General features: G+C 67.5%; 23 protein-coding genes and 1 tRNA gene. 8 read left to right on the top strand and 16 right to left on the bottom strand.

All coding sequences use genetic code 11. From position 1 onward, the window contains the following. Positions 1-6 precede the first annotated feature (6 nt). Positions 7-1689: a methyl-accepting chemotaxis protein gene (locus tag ACFPN9_RS05365; protein ID WP_377815828.1), complete on the bottom strand. Its 1683-nt coding sequence runs from the start codon at positions 1687-1689 to the stop codon at positions 7-9. Between ACFPN9_RS05365 and ACFPN9_RS05360 the strand changes: the two genes are divergently transcribed. Next, positions 1688-1861: a hypothetical protein gene (locus ACFPN9_RS05360; RefSeq protein ID WP_197426509.1), complete on the top strand. Its 174-nt coding sequence runs from the start codon at positions 1688-1690 to the stop codon at positions 1859-1861. The two genes, ACFPN9_RS05365 and ACFPN9_RS05360, sit on opposite strands and share 2 nt — an antisense overlap. Before the next feature lie 63 nt (positions 1862-1924). On the opposite strand, the gene lon is transcribed toward ACFPN9_RS05360, so the two are convergent. The 5 genes from lon to ACFPN9_RS05335 form a co-directional block, all read right to left on the bottom strand. Next, a complete protein-coding gene (lon, locus tag ACFPN9_RS05355) occupies positions 1925-4348 on the bottom strand; it encodes an endopeptidase La (RefSeq protein ID WP_066716438.1) in 2424 nt (807 codons plus the stop codon). A gap of 432 nt (positions 4349-4780) precedes the next feature. After that, on the bottom strand, positions 4781-6049 hold the full coding sequence (gene clpX / locus ACFPN9_RS05350) for an ATP-dependent Clp protease ATP-binding subunit ClpX (protein ID WP_066716439.1): 1269 nt from the start codon (positions 6047-6049) through the stop codon (positions 4781-4783). Positions 6050-6336: 287 nt separating this feature from the next. After that, positions 6337-6960 (bottom strand): ATP-dependent Clp protease proteolytic subunit, encoded by a 624-nt coding sequence (locus tag ACFPN9_RS05345; RefSeq protein WP_066716441.1) that lies wholly within the window; start codon positions 6958-6960, stop codon positions 6337-6339. Between the two features lie 176 nt (positions 6961-7136). Continuing rightward, complete coding sequence (tig, locus tag ACFPN9_RS05340) at positions 7137-8579, bottom strand: trigger factor (RefSeq protein WP_066716445.1); 1443 nt, start codon at positions 8577-8579, stop codon at positions 7137-7139. 87 nt (positions 8580-8666) lie between these two features. After that, positions 8667-8751, bottom strand: a tRNA-Leu gene (locus ACFPN9_RS05335). Between the two features lie 190 nt (positions 8752-8941). On the opposite strand from ACFPN9_RS05335, the gene ACFPN9_RS05330 reads away from it, so the two are divergent. Then, complete coding sequence (locus tag ACFPN9_RS05330; protein WP_066716448.1) at positions 8942-10378, top strand: multicopper oxidase family protein; 1437 nt, start codon at positions 8942-8944, stop codon at positions 10376-10378. Beyond that, positions 10378-10779, top strand: coding sequence for a DoxX family protein (locus tag ACFPN9_RS05325; protein WP_066716451.1), 402 nt, complete (start codon positions 10378-10380; stop codon positions 10777-10779). The genes ACFPN9_RS05330 and ACFPN9_RS05325 overlap by 1 nt, the downstream gene beginning before the upstream one ends. Before the next feature lie 15 nt (positions 10780-10794). Here the strand turns inward: ACFPN9_RS05325 and ACFPN9_RS05320 are convergent, their stop codons facing one another. From ACFPN9_RS05320 to ACFPN9_RS05310, 3 genes are read right to left on the bottom strand one after another with little or no spacing between them, the layout of a single operon-like run. After that, complete coding sequence (locus tag ACFPN9_RS05320; protein WP_066716455.1) at positions 10795-11322, bottom strand: gluconokinase; 528 nt, start codon at positions 11320-11322, stop codon at positions 10795-10797. Between the two features lie 6 nt (positions 11323-11328). After that, positions 11329-12315 (bottom strand): phosphogluconate dehydrogenase (NAD(+)-dependent, decarboxylating), encoded by a 987-nt coding sequence (gene gnd, locus ACFPN9_RS05315; protein WP_066716458.1) that lies wholly within the window; start codon positions 12313-12315, stop codon positions 11329-11331. Between the two features lie 46 nt (positions 12316-12361). Continuing rightward, entirely contained in the window at positions 12362-13270 is a 909-nt protein-coding gene (locus ACFPN9_RS05310) for a LysR substrate-binding domain-containing protein (protein ID WP_066716461.1), read from the bottom strand. Between the two features lie 138 nt (positions 13271-13408). Between ACFPN9_RS05310 and argH the strand changes: the two genes are divergently transcribed. From argH to ACFPN9_RS05290, 4 genes are read left to right on the top strand one after another with little or no spacing between them, the layout of a single operon-like run. Then, a complete protein-coding gene (gene argH / locus ACFPN9_RS05305; RefSeq protein WP_066716464.1) occupies positions 13409-14833 on the top strand; it encodes an argininosuccinate lyase in 1425 nt (474 codons plus the stop codon). Then, positions 14830-15699, top strand: coding sequence for an amino acid ABC transporter permease (locus tag ACFPN9_RS05300; RefSeq protein WP_377815820.1), 870 nt, complete (start codon positions 14830-14832; stop codon positions 15697-15699). The genes argH and ACFPN9_RS05300 overlap by 4 nt, the downstream gene beginning before the upstream one ends. After that, positions 15692-16468, top strand: a complete 777-nt coding sequence (locus ACFPN9_RS05295) for an amino acid ABC transporter ATP-binding protein (protein ID WP_066716598.1) — start codon at positions 15692-15694, stop codon at positions 16466-16468. Before ACFPN9_RS05300 ends, ACFPN9_RS05295 begins: the two co-directional genes overlap by 8 nt. A 49-nt stretch (positions 16469-16517) precedes the next feature. Then, the gene (locus tag ACFPN9_RS05290; protein ID WP_066716600.1) at positions 16518-17348 is read left to right on the top strand and encodes an ABC transporter substrate-binding protein; all 831 of its coding nucleotides are present in this window, start codon (positions 16518-16520) and stop codon (positions 17346-17348) included. A gap of 52 nt (positions 17349-17400) precedes the next feature. Here the strand turns inward: ACFPN9_RS05290 and ACFPN9_RS05285 are convergent, their stop codons facing one another. Then, positions 17401-17703, bottom strand: a complete 303-nt coding sequence (locus tag ACFPN9_RS05285) for a hypothetical protein (protein ID WP_066716469.1) — start codon at positions 17701-17703, stop codon at positions 17401-17403. A 5-nt stretch (positions 17704-17708) separates the two neighbouring features. After that, positions 17709-18719 carry a 1-aminocyclopropane-1-carboxylate deaminase gene (locus ACFPN9_RS05280; RefSeq protein WP_066716472.1) on the bottom strand — a complete coding sequence of 337 codons (1011 nt, stop codon included), beginning with the start codon at positions 18717-18719 and terminating at the stop codon, positions 17709-17711. A gap of 159 nt (positions 18720-18878) precedes the next feature. Between ACFPN9_RS05280 and ACFPN9_RS05275 the strand changes: the two genes are divergently transcribed. Then, entirely contained in the window at positions 18879-19340 is a 462-nt protein-coding gene (locus ACFPN9_RS05275; protein ID WP_377815815.1) for an Lrp/AsnC family transcriptional regulator, read from the top strand. 117 nt (positions 19341-19457) lie between these two features. Here the strand turns inward: ACFPN9_RS05275 and urtE are convergent, their stop codons facing one another. The 5 genes from urtE to urtA all read right to left on the bottom strand — a co-directional run bounded on the left by urtE (position 19458) and on the right by urtA (position 25041). Next, positions 19458-20153: an urea ABC transporter ATP-binding subunit UrtE gene (urtE, locus tag ACFPN9_RS05270; protein ID WP_066716478.1), complete on the bottom strand. Its 696-nt coding sequence runs from the start codon at positions 20151-20153 to the stop codon at positions 19458-19460. A 2-nt stretch (positions 20154-20155) separates the two neighbouring features. Then, the gene (gene urtD / locus ACFPN9_RS05265) at positions 20156-20920 is read right to left on the bottom strand and encodes an urea ABC transporter ATP-binding protein UrtD (RefSeq protein WP_066716481.1); all 765 of its coding nucleotides are present in this window, start codon (positions 20918-20920) and stop codon (positions 20156-20158) included. 5 nt (positions 20921-20925) lie between these two features. Beyond that, on the bottom strand, positions 20926-22065 hold the full coding sequence (gene urtC / locus ACFPN9_RS05260) for an urea ABC transporter permease subunit UrtC (RefSeq protein WP_066716484.1): 1140 nt from the start codon (positions 22063-22065) through the stop codon (positions 20926-20928). Further along, complete coding sequence (gene urtB, locus ACFPN9_RS05255) at positions 22062-23663, bottom strand: urea ABC transporter permease subunit UrtB (protein ID WP_377815811.1); 1602 nt, start codon at positions 23661-23663, stop codon at positions 22062-22064. Before urtB ends, urtC begins: the two co-directional genes overlap by 4 nt. A 148-nt stretch (positions 23664-23811) precedes the next feature. Next, positions 23812-25041: an urea ABC transporter substrate-binding protein gene (gene urtA / locus ACFPN9_RS05250; protein WP_082732986.1), complete on the bottom strand. Its 1230-nt coding sequence runs from the start codon at positions 25039-25041 to the stop codon at positions 23812-23814. Between the last annotated feature and the right edge of the window lie 303 nt (positions 25042-25344).

Here is a 25344-nt window from a genome sequence, read left to right as displayed (position 1 = left end):
GCCCCCTCAGGCTGTGGCGATCTCGCGCGAGAGCGATTCGGCGTGGCGGTCTAGCTGCTTGACCGCGTCCGCGACCCGCGAAGACGCCTCGTCGAGCGCTTGCACGGTGCCGCCCGCGGCCGCCGTTTCGCTCCGGACGCGATCAAGAGCGGCGACCAGGGCATTCGCCTCCTCGAACACCGTCCGCATATGGCGCTCGATATCGGCCGAGACGGCAACGTCGTCGCGCAGCCGCTGGGCCAGATCGCGGGCCGTGGCCCCGTCGCCGACGAGACCGCCGGTCATGTCGGTGATCTGGGCGGCGACCTCCCCCGAGGCCTGCTGGATCTGGCGGATCCGATCGGCGATATCCTCGGTCGCGGATGCCGTGCGCTCGGCCAGCGCCTTGACCTCGCCGGCGACGACGGCGAAGCCGCGCCCGGCCGGCCCTGCCCGGGCGGCCTCGATGGTCGCGTTGAGGGCGAGCAGATTGACCTGCTCGGCAATGTCCCGGATCACCCCGACGACATCGCCGACCCGGGTGGCTTCGGCGGCGAGGCGGCGGGTCCGCTCCTCGGCATCGCGCGAACGACGCACGGCGTGCTCGGCCTGATGGCCGACGAGATCGAGATGGGCTTCCACCGCCTGCACGGCCGTGCCGATGTCCGTGCCGAGCGCGATCACCGCCCGCCCAGCCTCGTCCAGCCGGGCGGCGTGGGTGCCGGCCTGATGCACGAGCTCGCCGCTAACGACCGACAGCGTGGCGACTTCGTCCACCGCCCCGCGGATCGCCTCCGAGGACGACGCCGCTTCGGCACGCAGGCGGTGGAGATCCTCGCCCAACCCGGCGCTGAAGCGATGCAGACGGCCGGCGCGCTCCAGCCGCTGACGGGCCTCCTCATCCGCTTCCCGCTGCGCGCTGTGAGCCGCGCGTCGTTCCTGCTTCAACATCTCCAGGGCTCGCGCGACAACGCCCAGTTCGTCACGCCGGCCGACATAGGGTATCGCGACCTCTCCCCCACGATCATGCGCGAGCTGCCCGATGGTGGCGGTCAGGTCGCGCAGGGGCCGGACCACGCGAAGCCCGACGGCGATGAAGGTGAGATCGAGGATCGCAGCCGCCAGCAGCCCGCCCTGGGCCAGCCGCCAGCCGATCTCCCGCGCCTCCCGCGTGACGGTGGCGAGAGGCTGCCTGATCTCGATCAGGCCGCGCACATCCCCGACCTTCCAGTGCCGCGCCGGCGAGGCCGGATGATTGTTGTGACAGTCCACACAGCTCTGCGTCATGCGATCGGCCACGGCGACGCGCAGGATGGCCTCGGCGCCCTCGCCCTCGATCGCGCTGAAGGAGGGCGTCCTGTCCTCCGTCAGGGCCTTCCAGGCGGCCGCCTGAAAGGCGTCGAGGCTCTCCCGCCGCGGCCGCTGTGGCCAGGGAAAGGGGCTGACGAGCCTGATCTGATCGCCCCCGGCGGCCAGCTTCTCGGTGTAGTCGAGCAGGAAGCTGGTGGGCACGGGGATCGCATGCAGATCCGGGCCGTATCCGGACTTGGCCGCCCCCTCGGCCTTGGGCGACAAGCGGGCGATGACGGCGTCGGAGTAGAAGGCCCGCAGCGCCACGAGCCGCATCGCGCCCGCGACGGCCCGCTCTCGCGCCGCGCGCACCTCGACCGCGATGATCGAGCCCGGCAAATAGGCAGAGAGCGCGATCATGAGCATCATGATGGCCGAGACGCCCGGTAGCACGATGGACCAGATCAGCGATCTGGAACCGAACGCGGCGGGCGGGGCCGGCCTTCCGGGCGCGTCTCCCAAACTTACTCTCGCCTTAGCCATGACCGCTGCGACCAACTCGGACGCTCCGAACATGCCAGCGGATGGTTAAGGCTTTCCCATAGGGAAAGGCCGCCGGTTGCCCGGCGGCCTTTCGATTGAACGTCAGCCAGCTTCAGTGAGCGACGACGCCGGCCGCATCGTCCTCGGCCACCTTGGGAGGCGCTTTCAGATCCTCTTCCCAGACGATCGGCACGGGCTGCCGCGTCAGGGCATGCTGCAGGACCTGCTCCATCCGCGAAACCGGCACGATCTCCATGCCCTCCTTCACGGACTTCGGCAGATCGACCAGATCCTTGGCGTTGTCCTCGGGGATCAGCACCTTCTTGATGCCGCCCCGCAGCGCCGCGAGGAGCTTCTCCTTCAGCCCGCCGATCGGCAGCACCCGGCCCCGCAGCGTGACCTCGCCGGTCATGGCGACGTCGCGGTTGGTCGGGATGCCGGTCAGGATCGAAACGATCGAGGTCGCCATCGCGATACCGGCCGACGGTCCGTCCTTGGGGGTCGCTCCTTCGGGAACATGGACATGGATGTCCCGACGGTCGAAGAGCGGGGGCTCGATGCCGAAATCGACGGCGCGCGAGCGGACATAGGACGCCGCCGCGGAGATCGATTCCTTCATCACCTCCTTGAGGTTGCCGGTGACGGTCATCTTGCCCTTGCCGGGCATCATGACGCCTTCGATCGTCAGCAGCTCGCCGCCGACCTCGGTCCAGGCCAGGCCCGTGACGACACCGACCTGATCCTCCGTCTCCGCCATGCCGTAGCGATAGCGCGGCGGGCCGAGATACTCCTCTAGCAGCTCGCTCGTGACGGTGACCTTCTTCTTCTTGGTCAGGACGATGTCCTTCACCGCTTTGCGGACGGTGTTGGACAGCTCGCGCTCGAGATTGCGGACACCGGCCTCCCGCGTATAGCGGCGGACCAGGGTCTGCAGCGCATCGGACTCGATCGACCACTCCTTCGACTCGAGCCCGTGCTTCTTGATCGCATTCGGGATCAGGTGGCGGCGGGCGATCTCGGTCTTTTCGTCCTCGGTGTAGCCGGCGATGCGGATCACCTCCATGCGGTCCAGAAGGGCCGGCGGGATGTTCAGCGTGTTCGCCGTCGTCACGAACATGACGTTCGACAGGTCGTAATCGACCTCGAGATAGTGGTCGTTGAAGGTGCCGTTCTGCTCCGGATCGAGCACTTCGAGCAGGGCCGCCGACGGATCGCCGCGGAAGTCCTGGCCCATCTTGTCGATCTCGTCGAGCAGGATGAGCGGGTTGGCCGTCTTCGCCTTCTTCATCGACTGGATGATCTTGCCGGGCATCGAGCCGATATAGGTGCGGCGGTGACCGCGGATCTCGGCCTCGTCACGCACGCCGCCGAGCGACATGCGCACGAATTCGCGACCCGTCGCCTTGGCGATCGACTTGCCGAGCGAGGTCTTGCCGACGCCGGGAGGACCGACGAGACACAGGATCGGGCCGGCGAGCCGGTTGGCGCGCTGCTGCACGGCGAGGTACTCGACGATGCGGTCCTTGACCTTGTCGAGACCGAAATGATCGTCGTCCAGCACAGCCTGGGCGGCCGGCAGGTCCTTCTTGATCTTCGACTTCTTGCCCCACGGAATGCCGAGCATCCAGTCGAGATAGTTGCGCACGACCGTCGCCTCGGCCGACATCGGCGACATCTGGCGCAGCTTCTTCATCTCCGCGATGGCCTTGTCGCGGGCCTCCTTGGAGAGCTTGGTGCGGGCGATGCGCTCTTCCAGCTCGGCGAGCTCGTCACGGCCTTCCTCGCCGTCGCCGAGCTCCTTCTGGATCGCCTTCATCTGCTCGTTGAGGTAGTATTCGCGCTGGGTCTTCTCCATCTGGCGCTTGACGCGCGAGCGGATGCGCTTCTCGACCTGGAGCACGGACATCTCGCTTTCCATCAGCGAGAGCACCTTCTCGAGCCGATGCGCGACATGGGTGATCTCGAGCACCGCCTGACGGTCGGCGATCTTGACGGCCAGATGCGAGGCCACGGTGTCGGCGAGCTTCGAGGGCTCCTCGATCTGCGACACGGCGGCGACGATTTCGGGCGAGATCTTCTTGTTGAGCTTCACATAGCTCTCGAACTCGCTGACGACCGAGCGGCCCAGCGCCTCGACCTCGACCTTCTTGCCCTCCTCCTCGGCGAGGCCGACGGCCTCGGCCTGGTAGAAAGCCTCGTCGGCGACATAGGCCGTCGCCTTGGCGCGGCCGACGCCCTCGACCAGCACCTTGACGGTGGAGTCAGGCAGCTTGAGCAGCTGCAGCACGCGGGCGAGCGTGCCGATCTCGTAGATGTCCTTGGTTTCCGGATCGTCGTCGCCGGCGTTCTTCTGCGTGGCGAGCAGGATCAGCCCGTCGGTCTTCACGACCTCCTCGAGCGCACGGATCGACTTCTCGCGGCCGACGAAGAGCGGCACGATCATGTGGGGGAAAACGACGATGTCGCGCAGGGGGAGAACCGGATAGGTGCCGGTTTCACCGGGCACGAAAGGAGCGCGGGGCGCCGAGCCAGTCATGACTATTCCTTTGTGGTTGCGCCCGCCGTCTTCCCCGCAATGGGCGTCGGCGCCGGACGTAAGCGGACGTGGCGACCATTCGCCCATCCGCCCCCGCGCATCGCACCCTCGACAGGCATGCGACTCTCGCGAGTGAGCCTAAAGTGGAGACTTCCTCACCGGCTTTCAAGCGATCCGGCGACAGTTGGCCCCAGACAATTGCACCGCGTCAATTTGCTCCAGCCGAGACGGCGGCCCGATTTCGCGCCACCGCCACCAGGGCAGGAGACAGACCGGTCAAGCATTCGCCGCGAGGGCCCAAGCAGACGCCGGGCCGGATACGCAAAACGCGCGCCAGACGGCGCGCGTTCGACGATTTGTTATCTGGCAAGGCACAGGCAGGGCCGCTTCGGACACCCGCCCAATACCAGCCCGGCCCGATCACGCGGCGTCTCAGGCCGAGGCCGACTTCGCCTCGTCCTCGCGCTCCGAGTAGATGAACAGAGGGCGAGACTTGGATTCCACGGCCTCCGGGCCGATCACGACCTGCTCGACGCCCTCGAGGCCCGGCAGCTCGTACATCGTCTCGAGCAGGATGCCCTCCATGATGGAGCGCAGGCCGCGCGCGCCGGTCTTGCGCTCGATCGCCTTGCGGGCGATCAGGCCAACCGCCTCGTCGGTGAAGGTCAGCTCGGTGTCCTCCATCTCGAAGAGACGCTGATACTGCTTGACCAGCGCGTTCTTCGGCTCGGTCAGGATGGTCTTCAGCGCGGCCTCGTCGAGATCCTCCAGCGTCGCCAGGACCGGCAGACGGCCGACGAATTCCGGGATCAGACCGAACTTCAGCAGATCCTCGGGCTCGACCTCACGGAAGATCGCCCCCGTGCGGCGCTCGTCGGGGCCCTTCACGGTCGCACCGAAGCCGATCGAGGTGCCCTTGCCGCGGCCCGCGATGATCTTGTCGAGGCCGGCGAAGGCGCCGCCGCAGATGAAGAGGATGTTGGTGGTGTCGACCTGCAGGAACTCTTGCTGCGGATGCTTGCGCCCGCCCTGCGGCGGCACGGAGGCGACGGTGCCTTCCATGATCTTGAGCAGGGCCTGCTGCACGCCCTCGCCCGAGACGTCGCGCGTGATCGACGGGTTGTCGGACTTGCGGCTGATCTTGTCGATCTCGTCGATGTAGACGATGCCGCGCTGCGCCCGCTCGACATTATAGTCGGAGGCCTGGAGCAGCTTGAGGATGATGTTCTCGACATCCTCGCCGACATAGCCGGCTTCGGTCAGCGTCGTCGCGTCGGCCATGGTGAAGGGCACGTCGAGGATGCGGGCCAGCGTCTGCGCGAGCAGCGTCTTTCCCGAGCCGGTCGGCCCGATCAGCAGGATGTTGGACTTCGCCAGCTCGACGTCGTTGTGCTTCGTCGCGTGCGAGAGGCGCTTGTAATGGTTGTGGACAGCGACGGAGAGCACCTTCTTGGCGTGCTCCTGGCCGATGACGTAGTCGTCCAGAACCTTGCGGATCTCCTTCGGCGTCGGCACCCCGTCCTTGGACTTGACCAGCGCGGACTTCGATTCCTCGCGGATGATGTCCATGCAGAGCTCGACGCATTCGTCGCAGATGAACACGGTCGGACCCGCAATGAGCTTGCGAACCTCGTGCTGGCTCTTGCCGCAGAAGGAGCAGTAGAGCGTGCTCTTGGAATCGCCGCCGCTGACCTTACTCATCGTCCATCTCCATTCTCGGAGCCGGAGACCACATCAGCCCTAAGCGGATGCAACCGTCGTCTCTTCGTCATCATAGGCGTCCAGTTCACGATCATCAGGTTAACGGCCCGTTCCGAGACGCCTGATTTCGCGGCTGATCCACAAGCGGATCAGCGTGGGACACCGGCGGGATCATCCCGCATCCGTCCGATTCCCCATGCAAACACGGGGCCGGCCACCTGGCAATATGGGGACTCGGCGAGGCCGAGCCAACCCATCTGCAACGCGCCCGCTGGTCGCAGCCGCGATCAGGCCGGGTCCTCGGGGCGCTTGTCGATGACCTTGTCGATGAGCCCGAACTCGCGGGCCGCCTCGGCGGTCATGAAATTGTCGCGCTCGAGAGCCGCCTCGATCTCGGCATAGGTGCGGCCGGTGTGGTTGACATAGATCTCGTTCAGCCGGCGCTTCAGGCTCTCGACCTCGCGGGCATGGATCAGGATGTCGGTGACCTGGCCCTGATAGCCGCCGGAGGGCTGATGCACCATGATGCGGGCATTCGGCAGGGCGAAGCGCATGTCCTTGGCGCCGGCGGTCAGCAGCAGCGAGCCCATCGAGGCGGCTTGGCCGACGCAGAGCGTCGTCACCGGGCAGCGGATGAACTGCATCGTGTCATAGATCGACAGGCCGGAGGTGACCACGCCGCCGGGCGAGTTGATGTAGAAGGAGATTTCCTTCTTGGGGTTCTCGGCCTCGAGGAACAGGAGCTGCGCCACGATCAGCGACGCCGAGTAATCCTCGACCGGCCCGGTCAGGAAGATGATCCGCTCGCGCAGCAGGCGCGAATAGATGTCGAAGGCACGCTCGCCGCGGCTCGACTGCTCGACCACCATCGGGACGAGATTGTTGTAGGTCTCGATCGGATCGCGAAGCATGGAGATGTCCTTGGATGGAAGAGGCCGGAAGAGCGGAGGCCGGGAACCGGCGGTCGGTCGAATCGTGACTGTCGTGAGAGCCACACACATAAGCACGGCAAACGCGGCTGAAAAGAGAAGCGCCGCCCGGCACGGGGCCGAGCGGCGCGAATGTTGAGAATAAGGTTTCCGTATCGTCAGACGGATGCGTCGTCGCCGGAGGAATCCTCGGCCTTGTCGGCCTTCTTCGCCTTCTTGGCGGCCGCCTTCTTCGGCTTGGCCTCGGCGGCCGCGTCGGCGTCCTCGTCGGCGAAGAGCGCCTCGCGCGAGACGGTCTGGTCCTCGACCTTCACCTGCCCGAGCAGGTGGTCGACGACCTTCTCCTCGAAGATGGGCGCGCGGATCTCGGCGAGAGCCTGCGGGTTCTTGCGGTAGAACTCCCAGACCTGCTTCTCCTGGCCCGGGAACTGACGGGCGCGCTCGACGAGAGCCTGAGTGACCTCGTCATCCGAGATTTGCACCTTGGCCTGCTCGCCGATCTCGGCCAGCACGAGACCAAGACGGACGCGGCGCTCGGCGATCTTGCGGTAGTCGGCGCGGGCGGCCTCCTCGGTCGTGCCCTCGTCCTCGAAGGACTTCTTGGCGTCCTTCATGTCGGCCTCGACCTGGCTCCAGACGCTGCCGAACTCCTGCTCGACGAGCGTCGGCGGCAGCTCGAAGGTGTACTTGCCGTCGAGCGCGTCGAGCAGGCTCTTCTTGAGCTTGCGGCGCGACTGGGTGGCGAAGTCGCGGCCGATCTGCTCGCGGATCGCGGTCTTCAGCGCGTCGAGCGACTCCAGGCCGAACGCCTTGGCGAGCTCGTCGTCGATCTTGACCGGCTCGGGAGCCTGGACCTCGGTGACGGTGACCTCGAACTCGGCCGGCTTACCGGCGAGATGCTGGGCGGTATAGTTCTCCGGGAAGGTCACCTTGACGGTGCGGGTCTCGCCGGCCTTCGCGCCCTCGAGCTGCTCCTCGAAGCCGGGGATGAACTGGCCGGCGCCGACGTCCAGCGCGATGCCCTCGCCCGTGCCGCCGTCGAAGGGCTTGCCCTCGAGCGTGCCGACGAAGGAGATCATCAGGCGGTCGCCCTTCTCGGCCTTGGCCTTCTCGCCCTTGTTGGAGAAGCTGCGGTTCGAGGACGCCATCCGCTCCAGGGCGGCGTCGACATCGGCGTCCGGAACCTCGGCGACCGGCTTGGTCAGCGCCACGTCCGAGAGGTCGGCGAGTTCGATCTTCGGCAGGACCTCGAGCGCGACGGTAAAGGCGAGATCGCCCTTGGCCTCCATCGCGGCCTCGATCTCGTCCTTGTTCTCGGGGAACTTGATCTGCGGCTCGAAGGCGAGCTTCAGGCCGTGATCGGCGACGATCTTCTGATTGGCTTCGTTGACCGCGTTCTGGACGACATCGGCCATGACCGAGCGGCCATAGAGCCGGCGCAGATGCCCGACCGGCACCTTGCCGGGGCGGAAGCCGTTGATGCGCGCCTTGCCCTGCAGACCCTGGAGGCCGTCATCGAGCCGCGTCTTGAGGTCGGCGGCGTTCAGCACCACCTGAAATTCGCGCTTGAGGCCCTGCGAGAGGGTTTCGGTCACGTTCATCGTTTTCGATCCGCCAACAGCTCGTTACTTCAATGTCCAAAGCGCGACGCCGGGGAGACCGCCGCCGCGCTCACGAAAACCATTCGATGGTGCGGGCGGAGGGACTCGAACCCCCACGACTTTCGCCGCTGGTACCTAAAACCAGTGCGTCTACCAGTTCCGCCACGCCCGCCGGCCCGATGGCGCCAGCATGCGCAAAAGCGCAGCGCGGCCATCATTGGGCGCCGGTGCTATACGCATTTCAGGCGGCCCATGCAGCAAAAAAATGACGGTTCTGCAAAAGACGCCGGGCGGCCGTCCTCACGCGATCGCAAGGGCACGGCCTCTCGCCTTCGCTCCCGCCGCCGATTATGCGGTTGTGCATGACCGACACGATCGACAGCCCCGCCCTACCGACCCGCCGCGCCGCGCTGACCGGTTTGGCCGCCGCGAGCGCGCTCGCCGCCCTGCCCGGCGGGGCCAGCGCCCAGTCGGCCTCGCCCCCGGCGGCTGCCGCCGAGCCGCCCCTGCGCACGCTCACCGCGGCGCCTGCGAAAGCGCGTCTGCGCCCGGCACCGGCGCTCGACAGCGAGATCTGGGCCTTCGATGGCGCCACGCCGGGGCCCACTTTGAGGATCCGCCAGGGCGAGGCGCTGCGCCTCGAGTTGCTCAACAACACCAGCGGGCCGCTGTCACTGCACTGGCACGGGCTGCGGGGCGACGCGGCGATGGACGGGGTCGGCGGCTTCAGCCAGCCCGCGATCGCGCCAGGCGAGCGCTTCACCTATCGCCTGAAGCCGCCGGATTCGGGCACCATCCTGTATCGGCCGCTGGTGCTCGGCGGTGCCGCCGAGCCCGCCGGGCGGGGGCTCAGCGGCCTGCTCGTCGTCGAGGAGCCCGAACCGCCACCGGTCACGCTCGACCTGCCCGTTCTGGTCACCGACTGGCTGCTCGGCGACGACAATGCGGTCCAGCCCTTCGCGCCCGACAGCCCTGCCGTTGCGGCCGCCGGGCGGCTCGGGAGCTGGGTGACCGTCAACGGCGCGGCGCCGCCGCAGCGTGTGCCGGTGGCGCCCGGAGCGCGGGTGAGGCTGCGGCTCGCCAATGCCTGCAACGCCCGGATCATGCGGCTGCGCTTTGACGGCATCAAGGCGGTGGTCATCGCGGTCGACGGGCAACCGACCGAATCCTTCGAGCCGGTGCGCTCGCAACTGCCCTTCGCGCCGGGGACCCGCTACGACCTCCTGGTCGACATGCCGGCGGAGGCCGGGGCGACCGCGATCGTCACGGCGCTCGTCGGCTCGGGCGTGCCGCTGGTCCGGCTTGTCACCGAGGGCACCGCCCGGCCGGTCTCGACCGCGCCGATGGCCCTCAAGGCCAACCCGACGCTGCCGGCGGCGGTGCGCCTGCAGGATGCGGTGCGACCGCAGATCGTGATCGAGGGCGGGGCGAAGCTCGGTGCCGACCTGAAGCTCGACATGGCGAGCGTCGATCCAGCGCGGCCCTGGCGCCTCAATGGCGGGGTCGGCGATGCCGCGGGCAAGCCGCTCTTCAGCGTCAAGCGCGGCACGCCGATCGTGCTCGCGATCGACAACCGGACCGCCTTCCTGCAGCCGCTGCATGTCCACGGCCATTGCTTCCGCCTGCTTCACCCGCTCGACGATGGCTGGGAGCCCTACTTCCTCGACACCGTGCAGATCCCGGACGGCAAGCGCCTGCACATCGCCTTCATCGCCGAGAATCCCGGCCGCTGGCTGATCTCTTCGACCGTGCTGGAGCGCTTCGACCGCGGCCTGTGGACCTGGTTCGAGGTGACGTGATGGCTGAAAGCCGCTGGCGCCGGGGGATGCGGTGGCTGCTGGCGGCGTTCTATCTCGCGGCCGGCCTGCTGCATCTCGCCCGACCCGAGGGTTTCCTGCCGATCGTGCCGGACTGGGTGCCGGCGCCTCTTGCGGTCGTGATCGCCACCGGCGTTGCGGAGATCGCCGGTGCCGTCGGCCTGATGATCCCGCGCCTGCGCCCGGCGGCCGGCATCGGGCTCGCGCTCTACGCGGCCTGCGTGTTCCCGGCCAACATCAAGCATGCGCTGGAAGGCGTTGCCGTGACAGGCCTTCCCTCGAGCTGGTGGTATCACGCGCCGCGCCTGGCGCTGCAGCCGGTGCTGGTCTGGTGGGCGCTCCAGGCCGGCGGTGTCATCCGCTGGCCGTTCAAGCGCCCCTGACGCTCCCCGCCGGGCTCAAGCCAGCGAGAGCCGAGTCAGCACGTCGGCGACGATCGCGTCCTTCGACGATTCGACCGAGACGACGAGCGGTCGCTCGTCCTCGCCTGGCTCTTCGAGCGTGGCGAACTGGCTGTCGAGCAGCGCCGTCGGCATGAAGTGATGCTGCCGCTGTGCCATGCGCTCGCCGATCAGCTCGCGCGAGCCCTTGAGATAGACCAGCGCGACATCCGCCCGGTCGCCGACGATGACGCGGCGATAGGCGCGCTTCAGCGCCGAGCAGGTGACGATGCCGTGGCCGCCCGACGCGCGCAGATCGTCGATCCAGGCGGCGATGGCGGCGAGCCAGGGCTTGCGGTCCTCGTCGGTCAGCGGCGTGCCGCCCGCCATCTTGGCGACGTTCTCCGGCGGGTGAAACGAATCGGCGTCGCGGAAGGGCCAGCCGAGCTGGCCGGCGAGGCGCTCCCCCAGCGAGGTCTTGCCCGAGCTGGCGACGCCCATGACGACGATGACGGCCGGCTTGACCGTCGCATGCGAGGCAACCATCCGGAATCAGCCCTGCTTTTTGGGTTCGACATGGCCGCCGAAGCCGGCCCGCATCGCCGAGAGCACCTTCTCGCCGAAGGTGTGGTCGACGCGCGAGCGGAAGCGCGCGAACAGCGCCGAGGTCAGCACCTCCGCCGGCGTCGCGGTCTCGACCGCGGCATCGACGGTCCAGCGCCCCTCGCCCGAGTCGGACACATGGCCGGAATAGGCCGAGAGCTCCTCGTCGGCGGCCAGCGCCTCGGCCGTCAGGTCGAGCAGCCAGGAGGTCACGACCGAGCCGCGGCGCCAGACTTCGGCGATCTCGGCCGTATCGAAGGAAAAGCCGTATTCGGGCGGCAGGCCTTCCGTCGCGGAGGCGTTGCGCAGCAGGTCGAAGCCCTCGGCGAAGGCCTGCATCATGCCGTACTCGATGCCGTTATGGACCATCTTGACGAAATGGCCGGCGCCGACGGGTCCGCAGTGAAGGTAGCCCTGCTCGCTCGTCGGATTGCGGCCCTCGCGATGCTTCGTCGGCTCGATCTCGCCCTTGCCGGGCGCGAGCGTCGCGAAGATCGGCTCGAGCCGGTCGAAGGCCGCCTTGTCGCCGCCGATCATCAGGCAGTAGCCGCGGTCGAGACCATGCACGCCGCCCGAGGTTCCGACATCCATGTAGTGCAGGCCCTTGGCCGCCAGTTCGCGCCCACGGCGGACATCGTCCTTCCAGAAGGCGTTGCCGCCGTCGATCAGCGTGTCGCCCGGCGAGAGCAGGCCGGCGAGCTCGGCCAGTGTCGCCTCGGTGATCTTGCCGGCCGGCAGCATCACCCAGATCGCGCGCGGCGCCTGGAGCTTGGCGACCATGTCGGCGAGATCGGCCGCGACGACCGCGCCATCCGCCGCCAAGGCCGCGCCGGGCTTGGGATCGCGGTCGTAGACGACGCAGTCATGCCCGGCGCGCATCAGCCGGCGCACGATGTTGCCACCCATCCGGCCGAGGCCGACCATTCCAAGCTGCATCGGGAATCCTTTCGTCGCCGCCCTCGCGATGCGAGGCCACGGATTTTCAGCGCGCTTCTCGCATCCCGGCGGCCTCCGCGACAAGCCAGTCCCGCAACAGCGCGAAGGCCGGGCTCGGGGGGCGATCGGAGGGATAGGTCAGCCAGTAGCCGTGGCGGCTGCGAAAACCGAGCCCGGCCGGATTGACGAGCTGGCCGCTCGCCAATTCCTCGCCGACCAGCGTGCGGGGCACCAGCGCCAGTCCTTGGCCGGCGATGGCGGCGCGGATGACGAGCGCATAGAAGCCGAACCGAATCACCCGCTGGGGCGCGAGGCCGACGACGCCGTTCGCCTCGCCGAAGTCGCTCCAGCGCAGCGGCGTCTGGAAATGGTCGAGCACCGGAAATCGCGCGACGTCGGCTGCGCTCTCGAGACCGCCGAAGCGGCCGAAGACATCGGGAGCGCCGACCAGAACCACGTCGCGGCCGAAGAGATAGTCGCAGACCTGGCCGGGCCAGTCGCCCTCGCCGAAGCGGAAGATGGCGTCGGGCGGCTCACTGGTGTCATGGGTGACGAAAGTGGTGAACTGCACGTCGATCTCGGGATGCCGGTCGGAAAAGCCCGAGAAGCGCGGCACCAGCCAGCGATCGCCCAGGATCGGCAGCACATGCAGCCTGACGCGGTGCTGTGCCGGGCGAAACGGCGCCATCCCGGCGACGGCCGCCACCAGACCCGACAGGGCCGCGCGCGCCGGCTCGATGAAGGCGCGGCCGGCCTCGGTGGGCTCGAGACCGCGGCGGTTGCGCCTGAACAGCGGCACGCCGACGATCTGCTCGACGGCCTTGAGCTGCTTGCTGACCGCGCTCTGCGTCATGTTGAGTTCGAGCGCCGCGCCGGAGCAGGAGGCGTGACGCGCCACGGCCTCGACGACGCGCAGGCCGGTGGTCGACGGCAAGGGATGCGACGGCCCGCTCATCCCGACATTTTAAGGGACGTTGCCGATCCGGCAAAGAGGTATTCCGAAATGGAATGATCGTGGGAAATCATCTCCTTTGCCGGCGGGGCCGTCCTCGCCCTAGGCTTCCCCGAAGAGACATCGTGCCGGAGTTGATCTGTGAACCAGCCCTTGCGCCTCTGGGGTGGCCGCTTCGGCGCCGAGCCCGATCCGTCTTTGACTCGCCTCTCCCGCTCGGAGCCGAGCTATTTCCGGCTCGCGCCCTATGATCTGGCCGGTTCGCGCGCCCATATCCGCGAACTCGGCCGCGCCGGGCTTCTCGACGATGGCGAGATCGCCACAATCCTGAGGGCCATCGACGAGGTGGCGCAGCAGCATGCCGCCGGGCTGATCGAGCCCTGGCCGGAGGACGAGGACGTCCACACCTTCCTGGAGCGGGTGCTGACCCAGAAGCTCGGACCGCTCGGCGGGAAGATCCGCGCCGGGCGCTCGCGCAACGACCAGGCCGCCAACGATCTCAAGCTGTTCCTGCGCCACCGGGCGCGGACGCTGATGACGGAGCTCATGGCGCTGCAGGATGCGCTCGTCGCCCAAGCGCAGGCCCACAAGGCGACGCCGGTGCCCGGCGTGACCCATCTCCAGGCGGCCCAACCGATCACCTTCGGCCATCATCTTCTCGCCCATGCCCAGGCTTTCTCGCGCGATGCAGGCCGGCTGATGGACTGGGATGCGCGCAATGCCGTCTCCCCGCTGGGGGCCGCGGCCTTGGCGGGCTCGGCGATTGCGCTCAATCCCGAGCTGTCGGCCGAAGAGCTCGGCTATGACGCCTCCTTCGAGAATTCGGTCGACGCGGTCGGCGCGCGGGACCATGTCGCCGAATTCCTGTTCGTCGCCGCAATGCTCGCGGTGCATCTGTCGCGCCTGGCCGAGGAGATCGTGATCTGGTGCACCCAGCCCTATCGCTGGATCTCGCTGCACGATTCCTTCGCGACCGGCTCCTCGATCATGCCGCAGAAGAAGAACCCCGACATCGCCGAGCTGACGCGCGGACGCTCGGCCCGGCTGATCGGCGGCGTGACCACGATGCTGGCCGCCTTGAAGAGCCTGCCCTTGTCCTACAACCGCGACCTCGCCGAGGATAAGCGCGCCGCCTTCGAGGCCGTCGACGGGCTGGCGCTGGTGCTGCCGGCGATGGCGGGCATGGTCGCGACGATGACCGTCGAGACCGAGACGATGCGGAAGGCCGCGTCGCAGGGCTTCACGCTCGCCACCGAGGTCGCCGATTTCCTGGCGCGCAAGGGCGTTCCCTTCAGCACGGCGCATGACATCACCGGCGCGCTGGTGCGACTCTGCGAGGAGCGCGACTGCGAGCTCCACGAGATCGACGATGCCGATCTGGCGGCCGTCGATCCTCGCCTGACGCCCGATATCCGCGAGCATCTGACGCTCGAGGCCGCGCTGGACGCCCGCATGGCCCGGGGCGGTACCTCGCCAGCACGCGTCGCCGAGCAGATCGAGCGGCTGTCGCGCGATCTGGCCCGGCAGCGCGCCTGGGCGCTGGAGTACCGGGGGCCGACGCCATGACCCAGCCCACGCGGACGGCATCTCACTTCGACCCAGCCATCCTGAGCCTGCCCCGGGTCGGACGCCTGCATCTCGGGCGCTGGCTCTCGGCCGCGCTGGTGCTGCTGGCCCTGGCACTGGTGATCAAGGCCTTCGCCGAGGGCGACATCGCCTGGAAGGTCGTCGGCCAGTTCTTCACCGCGCCGGCCATCCTCGGCGGGCTCGTCAACACCGTCATCATGACGGTCTCCGCCATGGCGCTGGGCATCGCGCTGGGCGTCCTCTTCGCCATCATGGCGATGTCGCCCAATGGCGTGATGCGGGGCTGCGCCGCCTTCTACATCTGGTTCTTCCGCGGCACGCCGCTGATCCTGCAGCTGCTGATCTGGTTCAACCTCGCGCTGGTGTTCCCGACCCTCGGCATCCCCGGCCTGTTCTCGGTCCGGACGATCGACGTGATCGGGCCCTTCATGGCGACGCTGCTGGGGCTCGGCATCAATCAGGGGGCCTATACGGCGGAGGTCGTCCGCTCCGGCATCCTCTCGGTCGATCACGGCCAGACCGAAGCCGCCAAGGCGATCGGCATGACACGGCTGACGACGCTGCGCCGGATCGTGCTGCCGCAGGCGATGCGGGTGATCATCCCGCCCGTCGGCAACGAGGTGGTCAGCATGGTCAAGCTGACCTCGATCGCCAGCGTGATCCAGTTCTCCGAGATCCTGCGCAACGCCCAGACGATCTATTACGCCAATGCCCGCGTCATCGAACTGCTGATCGTCGCCGCCGGCTGGTACCTGATCGTGGTGTCGATCCTGTCGCTCGGCCAGATCGCGCTCGAACGGCATTTCGCCAAGGGGCGTGCCGGCGCGGGAGGTCGACATGGCTGAGACCGGCATCCCGATGGTCAAGGCGCTGTCGGTCACCAAGCGCTTCGGCACGCTGGCCGCGCTCGACGACGTCTCGCTCGAGATCGCACCCGGCGAGGTCGTCTGCATCGTCGGGCCTTCGGGCTCCGGCAAATCGACGCTGCTGCGCTGCATCAACCAGCTCGAGCGCATCGACTCCGGCGCGATCTGGGTCGATGGCGAACTCACCGGCTTCCGGCAGGAGGGCGGACGGCTGGTCGAGCTGACCGACCGCGACATCGCCCGGCAGCGGCTGGCCAGCGGCATGGTCTTCCAGCGCTTCAATCTCTTCGCCCATATGACGGCGCTGCAGAACATCATCGAGGGGCCGGTGACGGTCCTGAAGCGCCAGCGGCGCGATGCGATCGCCGAAGCCGAGGCGCTGCTCGCGCGCGTCGGCCTGGCGGAGAAACGCGACGCCTATCCGTCCGAACTCTCCGGCGGCCAGCAGCAGCGCGTCGCCATCGCCCGCGCATTGGCCATGAAGCCGCGCCTGATGCTGTTCGACGAGCCGACCTCGGCGCTCGATCCCGAACTCGTCGGCGAAGTCTTGGCCGTGATGCGCGACCTCGCCCGCAGCGGCATGACGATGATCGTGGTGACGCATGAGCTGGGCTTCGCCCGCGAAGTCGCCAGCCGGGTCGTCTTCATGGACCAGGGCCGGCTCGTCGAGCAGGGCCCGCCGGCCCAGGTTCTGGGAGCGCCGCAGCAGCAGCGCACCCGCGACTTCATCGCCGCCGTCCTGAGCTGACCCACCCCATCATCAAGCGCCGCTTCCAGAGGAGTTTCCCATGTCCCAGATGACCCGCAGCCTGATCGCCGCGCTCGCCCTCGCCCTGCCTGCCGCCGCTTCGGCCCAGGAGCTTCCGGCGCGCATCAAGTCCGCCGGCAAGATCGTGGTCGCAACGCAGCCGAACTACCCGCCGATCACCTTCAAGGACACGGCGACCAACACGCTGACCGGGCTCGACATCGAGCTTGGCGAGGCGATCGGCGCCGAACTCGGCGTCAAGATCGAATGGCAGGAAACCGCCTTCGCGCAGATGCTGCCCTCGCTGCAGACGGGCCGCGTCGATATGGTCATGGCCGGCATGTCGGACAATGCAGCCCGGCGCGAGACCGTGGATTTCGTCAACTACTTCGCGTCCGGCGCGCAGTTCTACACGATCACGGCGCTGGCGGCCTCGGGCATCAAGACCACCGACGACCTCTGCGGCAAGAGCGTGGGCGCCAGCCGCTCCACCACCTGGCCGGCCGAAATGGAGAAGTGGAGCCAGGCCAACTGCGTCGCCAAGGGCAAGCCGGCGATGACGATCGTCGGGACCGAGGGCTCGGTCGATGCCCGCACGCAGCTCAAGACGCAGCGGCTGCAGGCGGCTGTCCAGGGCAGCGAGACGATGCCCTATTTCCTGAAGCTCGAGCCCAACACCTATGTGCCGCTGGGCACGCCCTTCACCGATGTCCGCGCCGGCATCCCCTTCGCCAAGACCGCGGAGGGCAACCAGCTGCGCGACGCGGTCAAGGGCGCTCTCGACCGGCTCAAGGCCAAGGGCGGCTATGACGCGATCTTCGCGAAATACGGCCTGCAGAGCAGCGCCCTGCCGGCGATCACGGTCAACGCAGGCAAGTGAGCCCTCCTGCCCTCGCCCGGTGTGCCGCAGGCCGCCGGGCGAGCGTGCCGTTTCAGGGAAACATCAGCGCTAAGGGCTCCATCGACCAGAGCGGCTGGACGGCGAGAGGCCGCACCGAGGCCTCGACCGGAAGCGCCCCCTCCTCGCGCCAGCGCGCGACGAGCGCGGTGGCCTCGGCCGCCCGCGTCACCCCGACAGCCAGGACCTCGCGGCCCGGCCGACCCGCCTCGCCCGGGGCGGTGCCGAGAAAGCTGAGCCGGCCTCGCCCCGTCAGCGCAAGCGCACCGAGCCGCTCCAGCAGAGCGGCGCGTTCTGGCGCCCCCGCCTCGAACTCGACCAGGAGGACGACCTCCATCGCGCTCAGCCGTTACGGAAGGTGTAGCTGTAGCCGTTGATCGCCGGTACGCCGCCGAGATGGGCGTAGAGCACCTTCGAGCCGGCGGGGAAGAAGCCCTTCTTCACCAGGTCGATCATGCCCTGCATCGATTTCCCCTCATAGACGGGGTCGGTCATCATGCCCTCGAGCCTGGCGGAGAGCCGGATCGCCTCGATCGTTTCCTTCGAGGGGACCCCGTAGACCGGATAGGCGTAGTCCTCGTTCAGAACGATGTCGTCTGCGACGATGTCCTTGCCGCCAACCAGGGCCGAGGTCTTCTGCGCGATGTCGAGCACCTGCGCTTTGGTCTGGGCCGGGGTGAAGGAGGCGTCGATGCCGATGACGTTGCGCTGGCGGCCGTCCTTGGCGAAGCCGACGACCATGCCGGCATGGGTCGAGCCCGTCACGGTGCAGACGACGATGTAGTCGAACTTGAAGCCGAGCTGTTCCTCCTGCGCCCGCACCTCCTCGGCGAAGCCGACATAGCCGAGGCCGCCGAATTTGTGGACGGAAGCGCCGGCGGGGATCGGATAGGGCTTGCCGCCCTTCGCCTTCACATCCTCCAGCGCCTTCTCCCAGCTTGCGCGAATGCCGATATCGAAGCCCTCGTCGACCAGCTCGACATGCGCGCCCATCACCCGCGACATCAGGATGTTGCCGACGCGGTCATAGACGGCATCGTCATGCGGCACCCAGCTCTCCTGCACGAGGCGGCACTTCATGCCGATCTTGGCGGCGGTCGCCGCGACCATGCGGGTGTGGTTGGACTGGACGCCGCCGATCGAGACCAGCGTGTCGGCTCCAGACGCGATCGCATCCGGCACGATGTATTCGAGCTTGCGCAGCTTGTTGCCGCCGAAGGCGAGGCCGGAATTGCAGTCCTCGCGCTTGGCGAAGAGCTCGACCTGACCGCCGAGATGGGCCGACAAACGCGGCAGCGGCTCGATCGGCGTCGGGCCGAAGGTCAGCGGATAGCGCTCGAATTTCGACAGCATGGTTCTTGCTTGCTCCGGATTGAAGTTCGGAAAAAACTAGCGAGAATTGCCTGAAAGGTGCTTCCGAAGTGGGAGGCGTGGATGACGTCTTGACGACGATGGCTGCTCGGCTGCTTACATATCAAACCATAATCGGCGGCTGTTCTGGAAGATCCTTTCATGGAGCCCAAACTCGACCGGACCGACCTCAAGATTCTGCGGCTGCTGCAGAGCGACGGACGGATGGGCAATGCCGAGATCGCCAAGCGCGTGAACACCAGCGCCGCGACCTGCCACAGGCGGATCCAGCGCCTGTTCGCGGAGGGTTACGTCACGGGTGTGCGGGCGCAGGTCTCGCCGCAAAAGGTCGAGATGGGCACGCTGGCCTTCGTCGTGGTGCTGGACAGATCGACGCCGGAGAGCTTCGGCGATTTCGAGGCGGCGATCCGGGCGATGCCGGTCGTGCTCGACTGCCACATCGTCGCCGGCGACTTCGACTACATCCTGAAGATCCGCGTGCGGGACATGGCGGATTTCAACAAGCTCCACGGCGACAAGCTGATCGCGCTTCCCGGCGTGCGGCAGACCCGCACCTTCTTCGTGATGAAGGAGGTCGTCGACAACGCGCCGCTGGCGTTTTGACGGGGGCCGTGGCTGGCCCTTCCGTCATTGCGAGCGGAGCGAAGCAATCCAGAGCGGCAGTAATCTACGTCTCCTTGATTGCTTCGCTTCGGTCGCAATGACGGCGAAAGGTCGCCCCTACACCTGGATCAGCCGCTGCACCTGGTTGGCGTCGAGGTCCTTCATCGCGCCGGACAGCACGACCTCGCCGCGGTCCATCACGAACATCGTGTCGGCGAGATCGCGGGCGAAGTCGAAATACTGCTCGACCAGCACGATCGCCATGTCGCCCTTGGAGCGCAGATAATCGATCGCGCGGCCGATATCCTTGATGATCGAGGGCTGGATGCCCTCGGTCGGCTCGTCGAGCACCAGCAGTTTGGGTCGGGTCACCAGCGCCCGCGCGATCGCGAGTTGCTGTTGCTGGCCTCCCGAGAGGTCTCCGCCGCGTCGGCCCAGCATGGACTTGAGCACGGGGAACAGGTCGAAGAGTTCGTCCGGGACATAGCGCTCCCGGCGCGGCAGCGGCGCGAAGCCGGTCTCGAGGTTTTCCTTCACACTGAGCAGCGGGAAGACCTCGCGGCCCTGCGGCACGAAACCGATGCCGGCACGGGCGCGGTCCTCGGTGCGCAAGGTCGAGATATCCTCGCCGCGAAAGCCGATCTTGCCGCCGCTGATCGGCTGCTGGCCGACGATGGCGCGCATCAGCGTGGTCTTGCCGACGCCGTTGCGGCCCATCACGCATGTGACCTGGCCGGCCTGCGCGGTGATCGAGACGCGCCGCAGCGCCTGGGCGGCGCCGTAATGCAGGTCGATGGCGTCGACGGTCAGCATGCTCAGCGCCCCAGATAGACTTCGACGACGCGCTCATTGGCGCTGACCTGGTCGAGCGGCCCCTCGGCCAGGACCGAGCCCTCGTGCAGCACCGTGACCTTCACGCCGAGTTCGCGGATGAAGCCCATGTCGTGCTCGACCACGATGACCGAATGGTCCCTGGCGATCTCCTTGAGGAGCACGGCCGTCTCGGCGGTCTCGCCGTCGGTCATGCCGGCGGCGGGCTCGTCCACGAGCAGGAGCTTGGGGTCCTGCGCCAGCAGCATGCCGATCTCGAGCCACTGCTTCTGGCCGTGCGAGAGCGAACCCGCGAGCCGCTCGCGCGCATCGCCCAGCTTGATGATGCCGAGGATGTCGTCGATGCGCTTCTGCTGCGCCGCCGCCGTCTTCCAGAACAGGGTCCGCGCCACCGTGCGCGGCGCCTTCAGCGCCAGAAGGATGTTGTCCTCGATGGTGTGGAAGTCGAAGACGGTCGGCTTCTGGAACTTGCGGCCGATACCGAGATTGGCGATCGCCGCCTCGTCGAGCCGCGTCAGGTCGATCGAGCCGCCGAACATCACCGTGCCGACGTCTGGCTTGGTCTTGCCGGTGATGATGTCCATCATCGTCGTCTTGCCGGCACCGTTGGGGCCGATGATGGCGCGCATTTCGCCGGGCTCGATCGTCAGCGAGAGGCCGCGGATCGCCTTGAAGCCGTCGAAGGAGACGCTGACGCCGTCGAGATAGAGCAGTGACGAGGTGAGCTGGCCGGGGGTGGGAGCGTTCATGCGCGTCACTCCGCCGGGGCCGGTTCGGGCGTCGTCGCGGGAGCGGGCCTGCGCCGCTTCTCCCACCAGTCCTGCGCCGTGCCGAGGATGCCCTTGGGCATGAACAGGGTGACGAAGACGAAGAGCGCGCCGAGCGCAAACAGCCAGTAGGGTGCCATGAAGCCGGAGGTGAAGATCGTCTTGGCGTAGTTGACGACGACGCCGCCGAGCGCCGCACCCACCAGCGTGCCGCGGCCGCCGACCGCGACCCAGATGACGGTCTCGATCGAGTTGGCCGGGGCGAATTCGCTGGGATTGATGATGCCGACCTGGGGCACGTAGAGCGCCCCCGCGACACCCGCCATGCAGGCCGAGACGGTGAAGACGAAGAGCTTGAAGCGATCGACCCGGTAGCCAAGGAAGCGCGTGCGCGATTCCGCGTCGCGGATCGCGATGACGACCTTGCCGAGCTTCGAGACGACGATGCCGCGCGCGATCAGGAAGCCCGCGATCAGCATGACGCAGGTCATGGAAAACAGAGCCGCACGAGTCGCTTGCGCCTGGACGTTGAAGCCGAGGATGTCCTTGAAATCGGTCAGGCCGTTGTTGCCGCCGAAGCCCATGTCGTTGCGGAAAAAGGCGAGCAGCAGGGCGTAGGTCAGCGCCTGGGTGATGATCGAGAGATAGACGCCGGTGACTCTGCTGCGGAAGGCGAACCAGCCGAAGACGAAGGCGAGCAGCCCCGGCGCGAGCAGCACCATCAGCATCGCGAAGGGGAAGGAGTCGAAGCCGTACCAGTACCAGGGCAGCTCCTTCCAGTTCAGGAAGACCATGAAATCCGGCAGGATCGGGTTGCCATAGGTGCCGCGCGAGCCGATCTGGCGCATCAGATACATGCCCATCGCATAGCCGCCGAGCGCGAAGAAGGCGCCGTGGCCGAGCGAGAGGATGCCGCAATAGCCCCAGACGAGGTCGAGCGAGATCGCCAGCAGCGCGTAGCAGAGATATTTGCCCCAGAGCGACATGGTCGAGGTCGGCACGTGGAAGGGCGAGCCGGCCGGCACGAGCAGGTTCAAAGCCGGGATCAGGATGGCAAGCCCGGCGATGAGGGCGAGGAAGATCGCGCCGCGCCGGTCCATGTCCTGCAGGAGAAAGCGCGCGATCATGCTTCCACCGCCCGGCCCTTGAGCGCGAACAAGCCGCGCGGGCGCTTCTGGATGAAGAGGATGATGAAGACGAGCAGCGCGATCTTGCCGAGCACCGCCCCCGCATAGGGTTCGAGCAGCTTGTTGGCGACACCCAGCGTCATCGCGGCGACCAGCGTGCCCCAGAGATTGCCGACGCCGCCGAAGACCACGACCATGAAGCTGTCGATGATGTAGCTCTGGCCGAGATTGGGGCTGACATTGTCGATCTGCGAGAGCGCGACGCCCGCCAGCCCCGCCACGCCGGAGCCCAGCCCGAAGGTGAGCGCATCGACGCGGCCGGTCCGGATGCCCATGGCCGAGGCCATGCGCCGGTTCTGGGTGACGGCGCGCATCTGCAGGCCGATCGGCGTCAGCTTCAGGATCGCCAGCAGGGCCGCGAAGACGAGGATCGCGAAGACGATGATCCAGAGCCGGTTCCAGGTGATCGCCATCTCGCCGATCTCGAAGGCGCCCGACATGAAGGCGGGCGCGCCGACCTCGCGGTTGGTCGGCCCGAAGACGGTGCGGACCGCCTGCTGCAGGATCAGGCTGATGCCCCAGGTCGCCAGCAGCGTCTCCAGCGGCCGGCCATAGAGGAAGCGGATCACGCCGCGCTCGATGGCGATGCCCACCAGCCCCGCCACGAGGAAGGCGAGCGGCACGGCGATCAGCAGCGAATAGTCGAACAGGCCCGGGAAGCGGGCGCGGATGACCTCCTGGACGATGAAGGTCGTGTAGGCGCCGATCATGACCATCTCGCCATGGGCCATGTTGATCACGCCCATCACACCGAAGGTAATGGCGAGCCCGATGGCGGCGAGCAGGAGGACCGAGCCGAGCGAGAGCCCATACCAGAGGTTCTGTCCGGCCCGCCAGAGCGCCAGCCGGCCCTCGATGTCGGAGATGGCGCGGGCCTGCGCCTCCTTCAGCGAGGCGGAGGCATCGGCCGGCAGGGAGCGCAGCGTCGCCAGCGCATCCTGGTCGCCGCGCTCGCGCAGCACGTCGATGGCGGCGATCCGGTCGAAGGGGGGCGCGTCGGATTTCGCGACGAGGATGGCGGCCTGTGCCTGCCGCAGCGCCGCCTTGACGCGGGCATTCGTCTCCTTGGCGATGGCGCCTTCGAGCACGGGCAGCAGCGAGGCGTCGCGCGACTTGAACACGGCCTCCGCCGCGGCGATGCGTTTGCCGGCGTCGGGATTGAGCAGGCCGAGCCCGCCGAGCGCGCCCTGGATGGTGCGGCGCACGCTGTTGTTGAGCCGCACGGCCGCAAGACCCGCGGGCGCCGCGGGCAGGGTCGCGCCGGTGCGGGCGTCGAGGATGCGGCCGTCGGGCATCCGCACCACGACGGCACCGCCACCGGCCAGCAGCCGGCCCTCGGCCAGCGCCTCGATGATCAACGCCGCCTGCGGATGCGCCTGGGCGATCAGCAGCTCGATGGCGCGGTTGGTTTCGGAGAAACTGTCGGCACCGAGCCGGGCAAAGGCGTCGTCGGCGCTCTGGGCGGGGGCTGCACCCGGATGGAGCGCGAGCAACATCGCCAGCGCCAGGGTGCGCAGGAGGCAGGGCAGGATCCGCATGGGCTCGCTTCGCATGGTCCGTCGGCGGGCGGGGCGCGGCGCCGGATCGTCTGTGGCGAACACCCCCGGCCCGAGCCGGGGGTGCCGCTGATTGCGAGGGCCGGCCGGGCCTTATGGCGCCCGTGCCGGCCCTCCCCCTCTCAAGTCGTCAGGCGCCGCCGCACTTGCCGGTCTTGGTGTTGAAGTTGCCGCATTTCTTCTCGACCCAGTCGCCGATCAGGTCCTTGGAGCCTTCGAGGTGCTTGGACCATGCGTCGCCGGGAACGAGATCGGTCTTCGAGACCACGTCGAACTGGCCGTCGGCCTTGATCTCGCCGATCAGGACGGGCTTGGTGATGTGGTGGTTGGGGAGCATCGTCGAGATGCCCCCGGTCAGGTTCGGCGCGGTGATGCCCGGCAGCGCGTCGATCACCTTGTCGGGATCGAAGCTCTTGGCCTTCTCGACCGCCTTCACCCACATGGCGAAGCCAATGACATGGGCCTCCATCGGGTCGTTGGTGACGGCCTTGTCGTTCTTCTTGAAGGCCTTCCACTGCTTGATGAAGGCCTCGTTCTCCGGCGTCTTCACCGACTGGAAGTAGTTCCAGGCGGCGAGATGGCCGACCAGCGGCTTGGTGTCGATGCCGGCCAGCTCTTCCTCGCCGACCGAGAAGGCGATGACCGGGATATCGGTCGCCTTGATGCCCTGGTTGCCGAGCTCCTTGTAGAACGGCACGTTGGCGTCACCGTTGATGGTCGAGACCACGGCCGTCTTCTTGCCGGCGGTGCCGAACTTCTTGATGTCGGAGACGATCGTCTGCCAGTCGGAATGCCCGAACGGCGTGTAGTTGATCATGATGTCCTCCTTGGCCACGCCCTTGGCGAGCAGATAGGCCTCGAGGATCTTGTTGGTCGTGCGCGGATAGACGTAGTCGGTGCCGGCCAGCACCCAGCGCTGGACCTTCTCTTCCTTGGCGAGATAGTCGACGGCGGGGATCGCCTGCTGGTTCGGCGCGGCGCCCGTATAGAACACGTTGCGCTCGCTCTCCTCGCCCTCGTACTGGACGGGGTAGAACAGGATCGAGTTCAGCTCCTTGAAGACCGGCAGCACGGACTTGCGGGACACCGAGGTCCAGCAGCCGAACACGACCGAGACCTTGTCCTTAGTGATGAGTTCGCGCGCCTTCTCGGCGAAGAGCGGCCAGTTCGAGGCAGGGTCGACCACGACCGGCTCGAGCTTCTTGCCGAGCACGCCGCCCTTCTTGTTCTGCTCCTCGATGAGCATGAGCATGACGTCCTTCAACGTCGTCTCGGAAATGGCCATCGTGCCCGAGAGCGAGTGGAGGATGCCGACCTTGATGGTCTCCTGCGCCGCCGCCGGCAGAAGGGTGGCAAGCATGGTGGCGCCCGCGAGAGCGGCGCCTAGAACTGTGCGACGTGTGGTGTTCACGGATGATCCCCCGAACCGACCCTGGTTGGCCGCGCCTGCGGACCGAGGCGTCGGCGGGCCTCCCCGGCCCGGTTCAGGTGGCTGGCAAAGGACGTGCCAACCTCGGGAATACCGCTGCACCGCACCACAAATCTCTGTCACCAGAGGCCGCCCGAGGTCGTGTCCCATAGCGTGGTGTAGCTGACGGTGGTCACCGGCGATTGCCGGTTAGGTTTGGGTTGTGAACGCCAACCCTGAACCGAGAGATCCCCG

This window comes from Allobosea massiliensis (assembly GCF_042655245.1).
Taxonomy (GTDB): domain Bacteria; phylum Pseudomonadota; class Alphaproteobacteria; order Rhizobiales; family Beijerinckiaceae; genus Allobosea; species Allobosea massiliensis.
The sequence above is the reverse complement of the archived record's forward strand: the minus strand, read 5'-3'. Positions and strand labels throughout refer to the sequence as shown.

Bases quoted from the DNA above. Each gene is read 5' to 3' on its own strand.
- ACFPN9_RS05360 (WP_197426509.1), top strand. From the start codon at position 1,688: ATGAGCATCATGATGGCCGAGACGCCCGGTAGCACGATGGACCAGATC.
- ACFPN9_RS05365 (WP_377815828.1), bottom strand. From the start codon at position 1,689: ATGATCGCGCTCTCTGCCTATTTGCCGGGCTCGATCATCGCGGTCGAG.
- lon (WP_066716438.1), bottom strand. From the start codon at position 4,348: ATGACTGGCTCGGCGCCCCGCGCTCCTTTCGTGCCCGGTGAAACCGGC.
- clpX (WP_066716439.1), bottom strand. From the start codon at position 6,049: ATGAGTAAGGTCAGCGGCGGCGATTCCAAGAGCACGCTCTACTGCTCC.
- ACFPN9_RS05345 (WP_066716441.1), bottom strand. From the start codon at position 6,960: ATGCTTCGCGATCCGATCGAGACCTACAACAATCTCGTCCCGATGGTG.
- tig (WP_066716445.1), bottom strand. From the start codon at position 8,579: ATGAACGTGACCGAAACCCTCTCGCAGGGCCTCAAGCGCGAATTTCAG.
- ACFPN9_RS05330 (WP_066716448.1), top strand. From the start codon at position 8,942: ATGACCGACACGATCGACAGCCCCGCCCTACCGACCCGCCGCGCCGCG.
- ACFPN9_RS05325 (WP_066716451.1), top strand. From the start codon at position 10,378: ATGGCTGAAAGCCGCTGGCGCCGGGGGATGCGGTGGCTGCTGGCGGCG.
- ACFPN9_RS05320 (WP_066716455.1), bottom strand. From the start codon at position 11,322: ATGGTTGCCTCGCATGCGACGGTCAAGCCGGCCGTCATCGTCGTCATG.
- gnd (WP_066716458.1), bottom strand. From the start codon at position 12,315: ATGCAGCTTGGAATGGTCGGCCTCGGCCGGATGGGTGGCAACATCGTG.
- ACFPN9_RS05310 (WP_066716461.1), bottom strand. From the start codon at position 13,270: ATGAGCGGGCCGTCGCATCCCTTGCCGTCGACCACCGGCCTGCGCGTC.
- ACFPN9_RS05300 (WP_377815820.1), top strand. From the start codon at position 14,830: ATGACCCAGCCCACGCGGACGGCATCTCACTTCGACCCAGCCATCCTG.
- ACFPN9_RS05295 (WP_066716598.1), top strand. From the start codon at position 15,692: ATGGCTGAGACCGGCATCCCGATGGTCAAGGCGCTGTCGGTCACCAAG.
- ACFPN9_RS05290 (WP_066716600.1), top strand. From the start codon at position 16,518: ATGACCCGCAGCCTGATCGCCGCGCTCGCCCTCGCCCTGCCTGCCGCC.
- ACFPN9_RS05285 (WP_066716469.1), bottom strand. From the start codon at position 17,703: ATGGAGGTCGTCCTCCTGGTCGAGTTCGAGGCGGGGGCGCCAGAACGC.
- ACFPN9_RS05280 (WP_066716472.1), bottom strand. From the start codon at position 18,719: ATGCTGTCGAAATTCGAGCGCTATCCGCTGACCTTCGGCCCGACGCCG.
- ACFPN9_RS05275 (WP_377815815.1), top strand. From the start codon at position 18,879: ATGGAGCCCAAACTCGACCGGACCGACCTCAAGATTCTGCGGCTGCTG.
- urtE (WP_066716478.1), bottom strand. From the start codon at position 20,153: ATGCTGACCGTCGACGCCATCGACCTGCATTACGGCGCCGCCCAGGCG.
- urtD (WP_066716481.1), bottom strand. From the start codon at position 20,920: ATGAACGCTCCCACCCCCGGCCAGCTCACCTCGTCACTGCTCTATCTC.
- urtC (WP_066716484.1), bottom strand. From the start codon at position 22,065: ATGATCGCGCGCTTTCTCCTGCAGGACATGGACCGGCGCGGCGCGATC.
- urtB (WP_377815811.1), bottom strand. From the start codon at position 23,663: ATGCGGATCCTGCCCTGCCTCCTGCGCACCCTGGCGCTGGCGATGTTG.
- urtA (WP_082732986.1), bottom strand. From the start codon at position 25,041: ATGCTTGCCACCCTTCTGCCGGCGGCGGCGCAGGAGACCATCAAGGTC.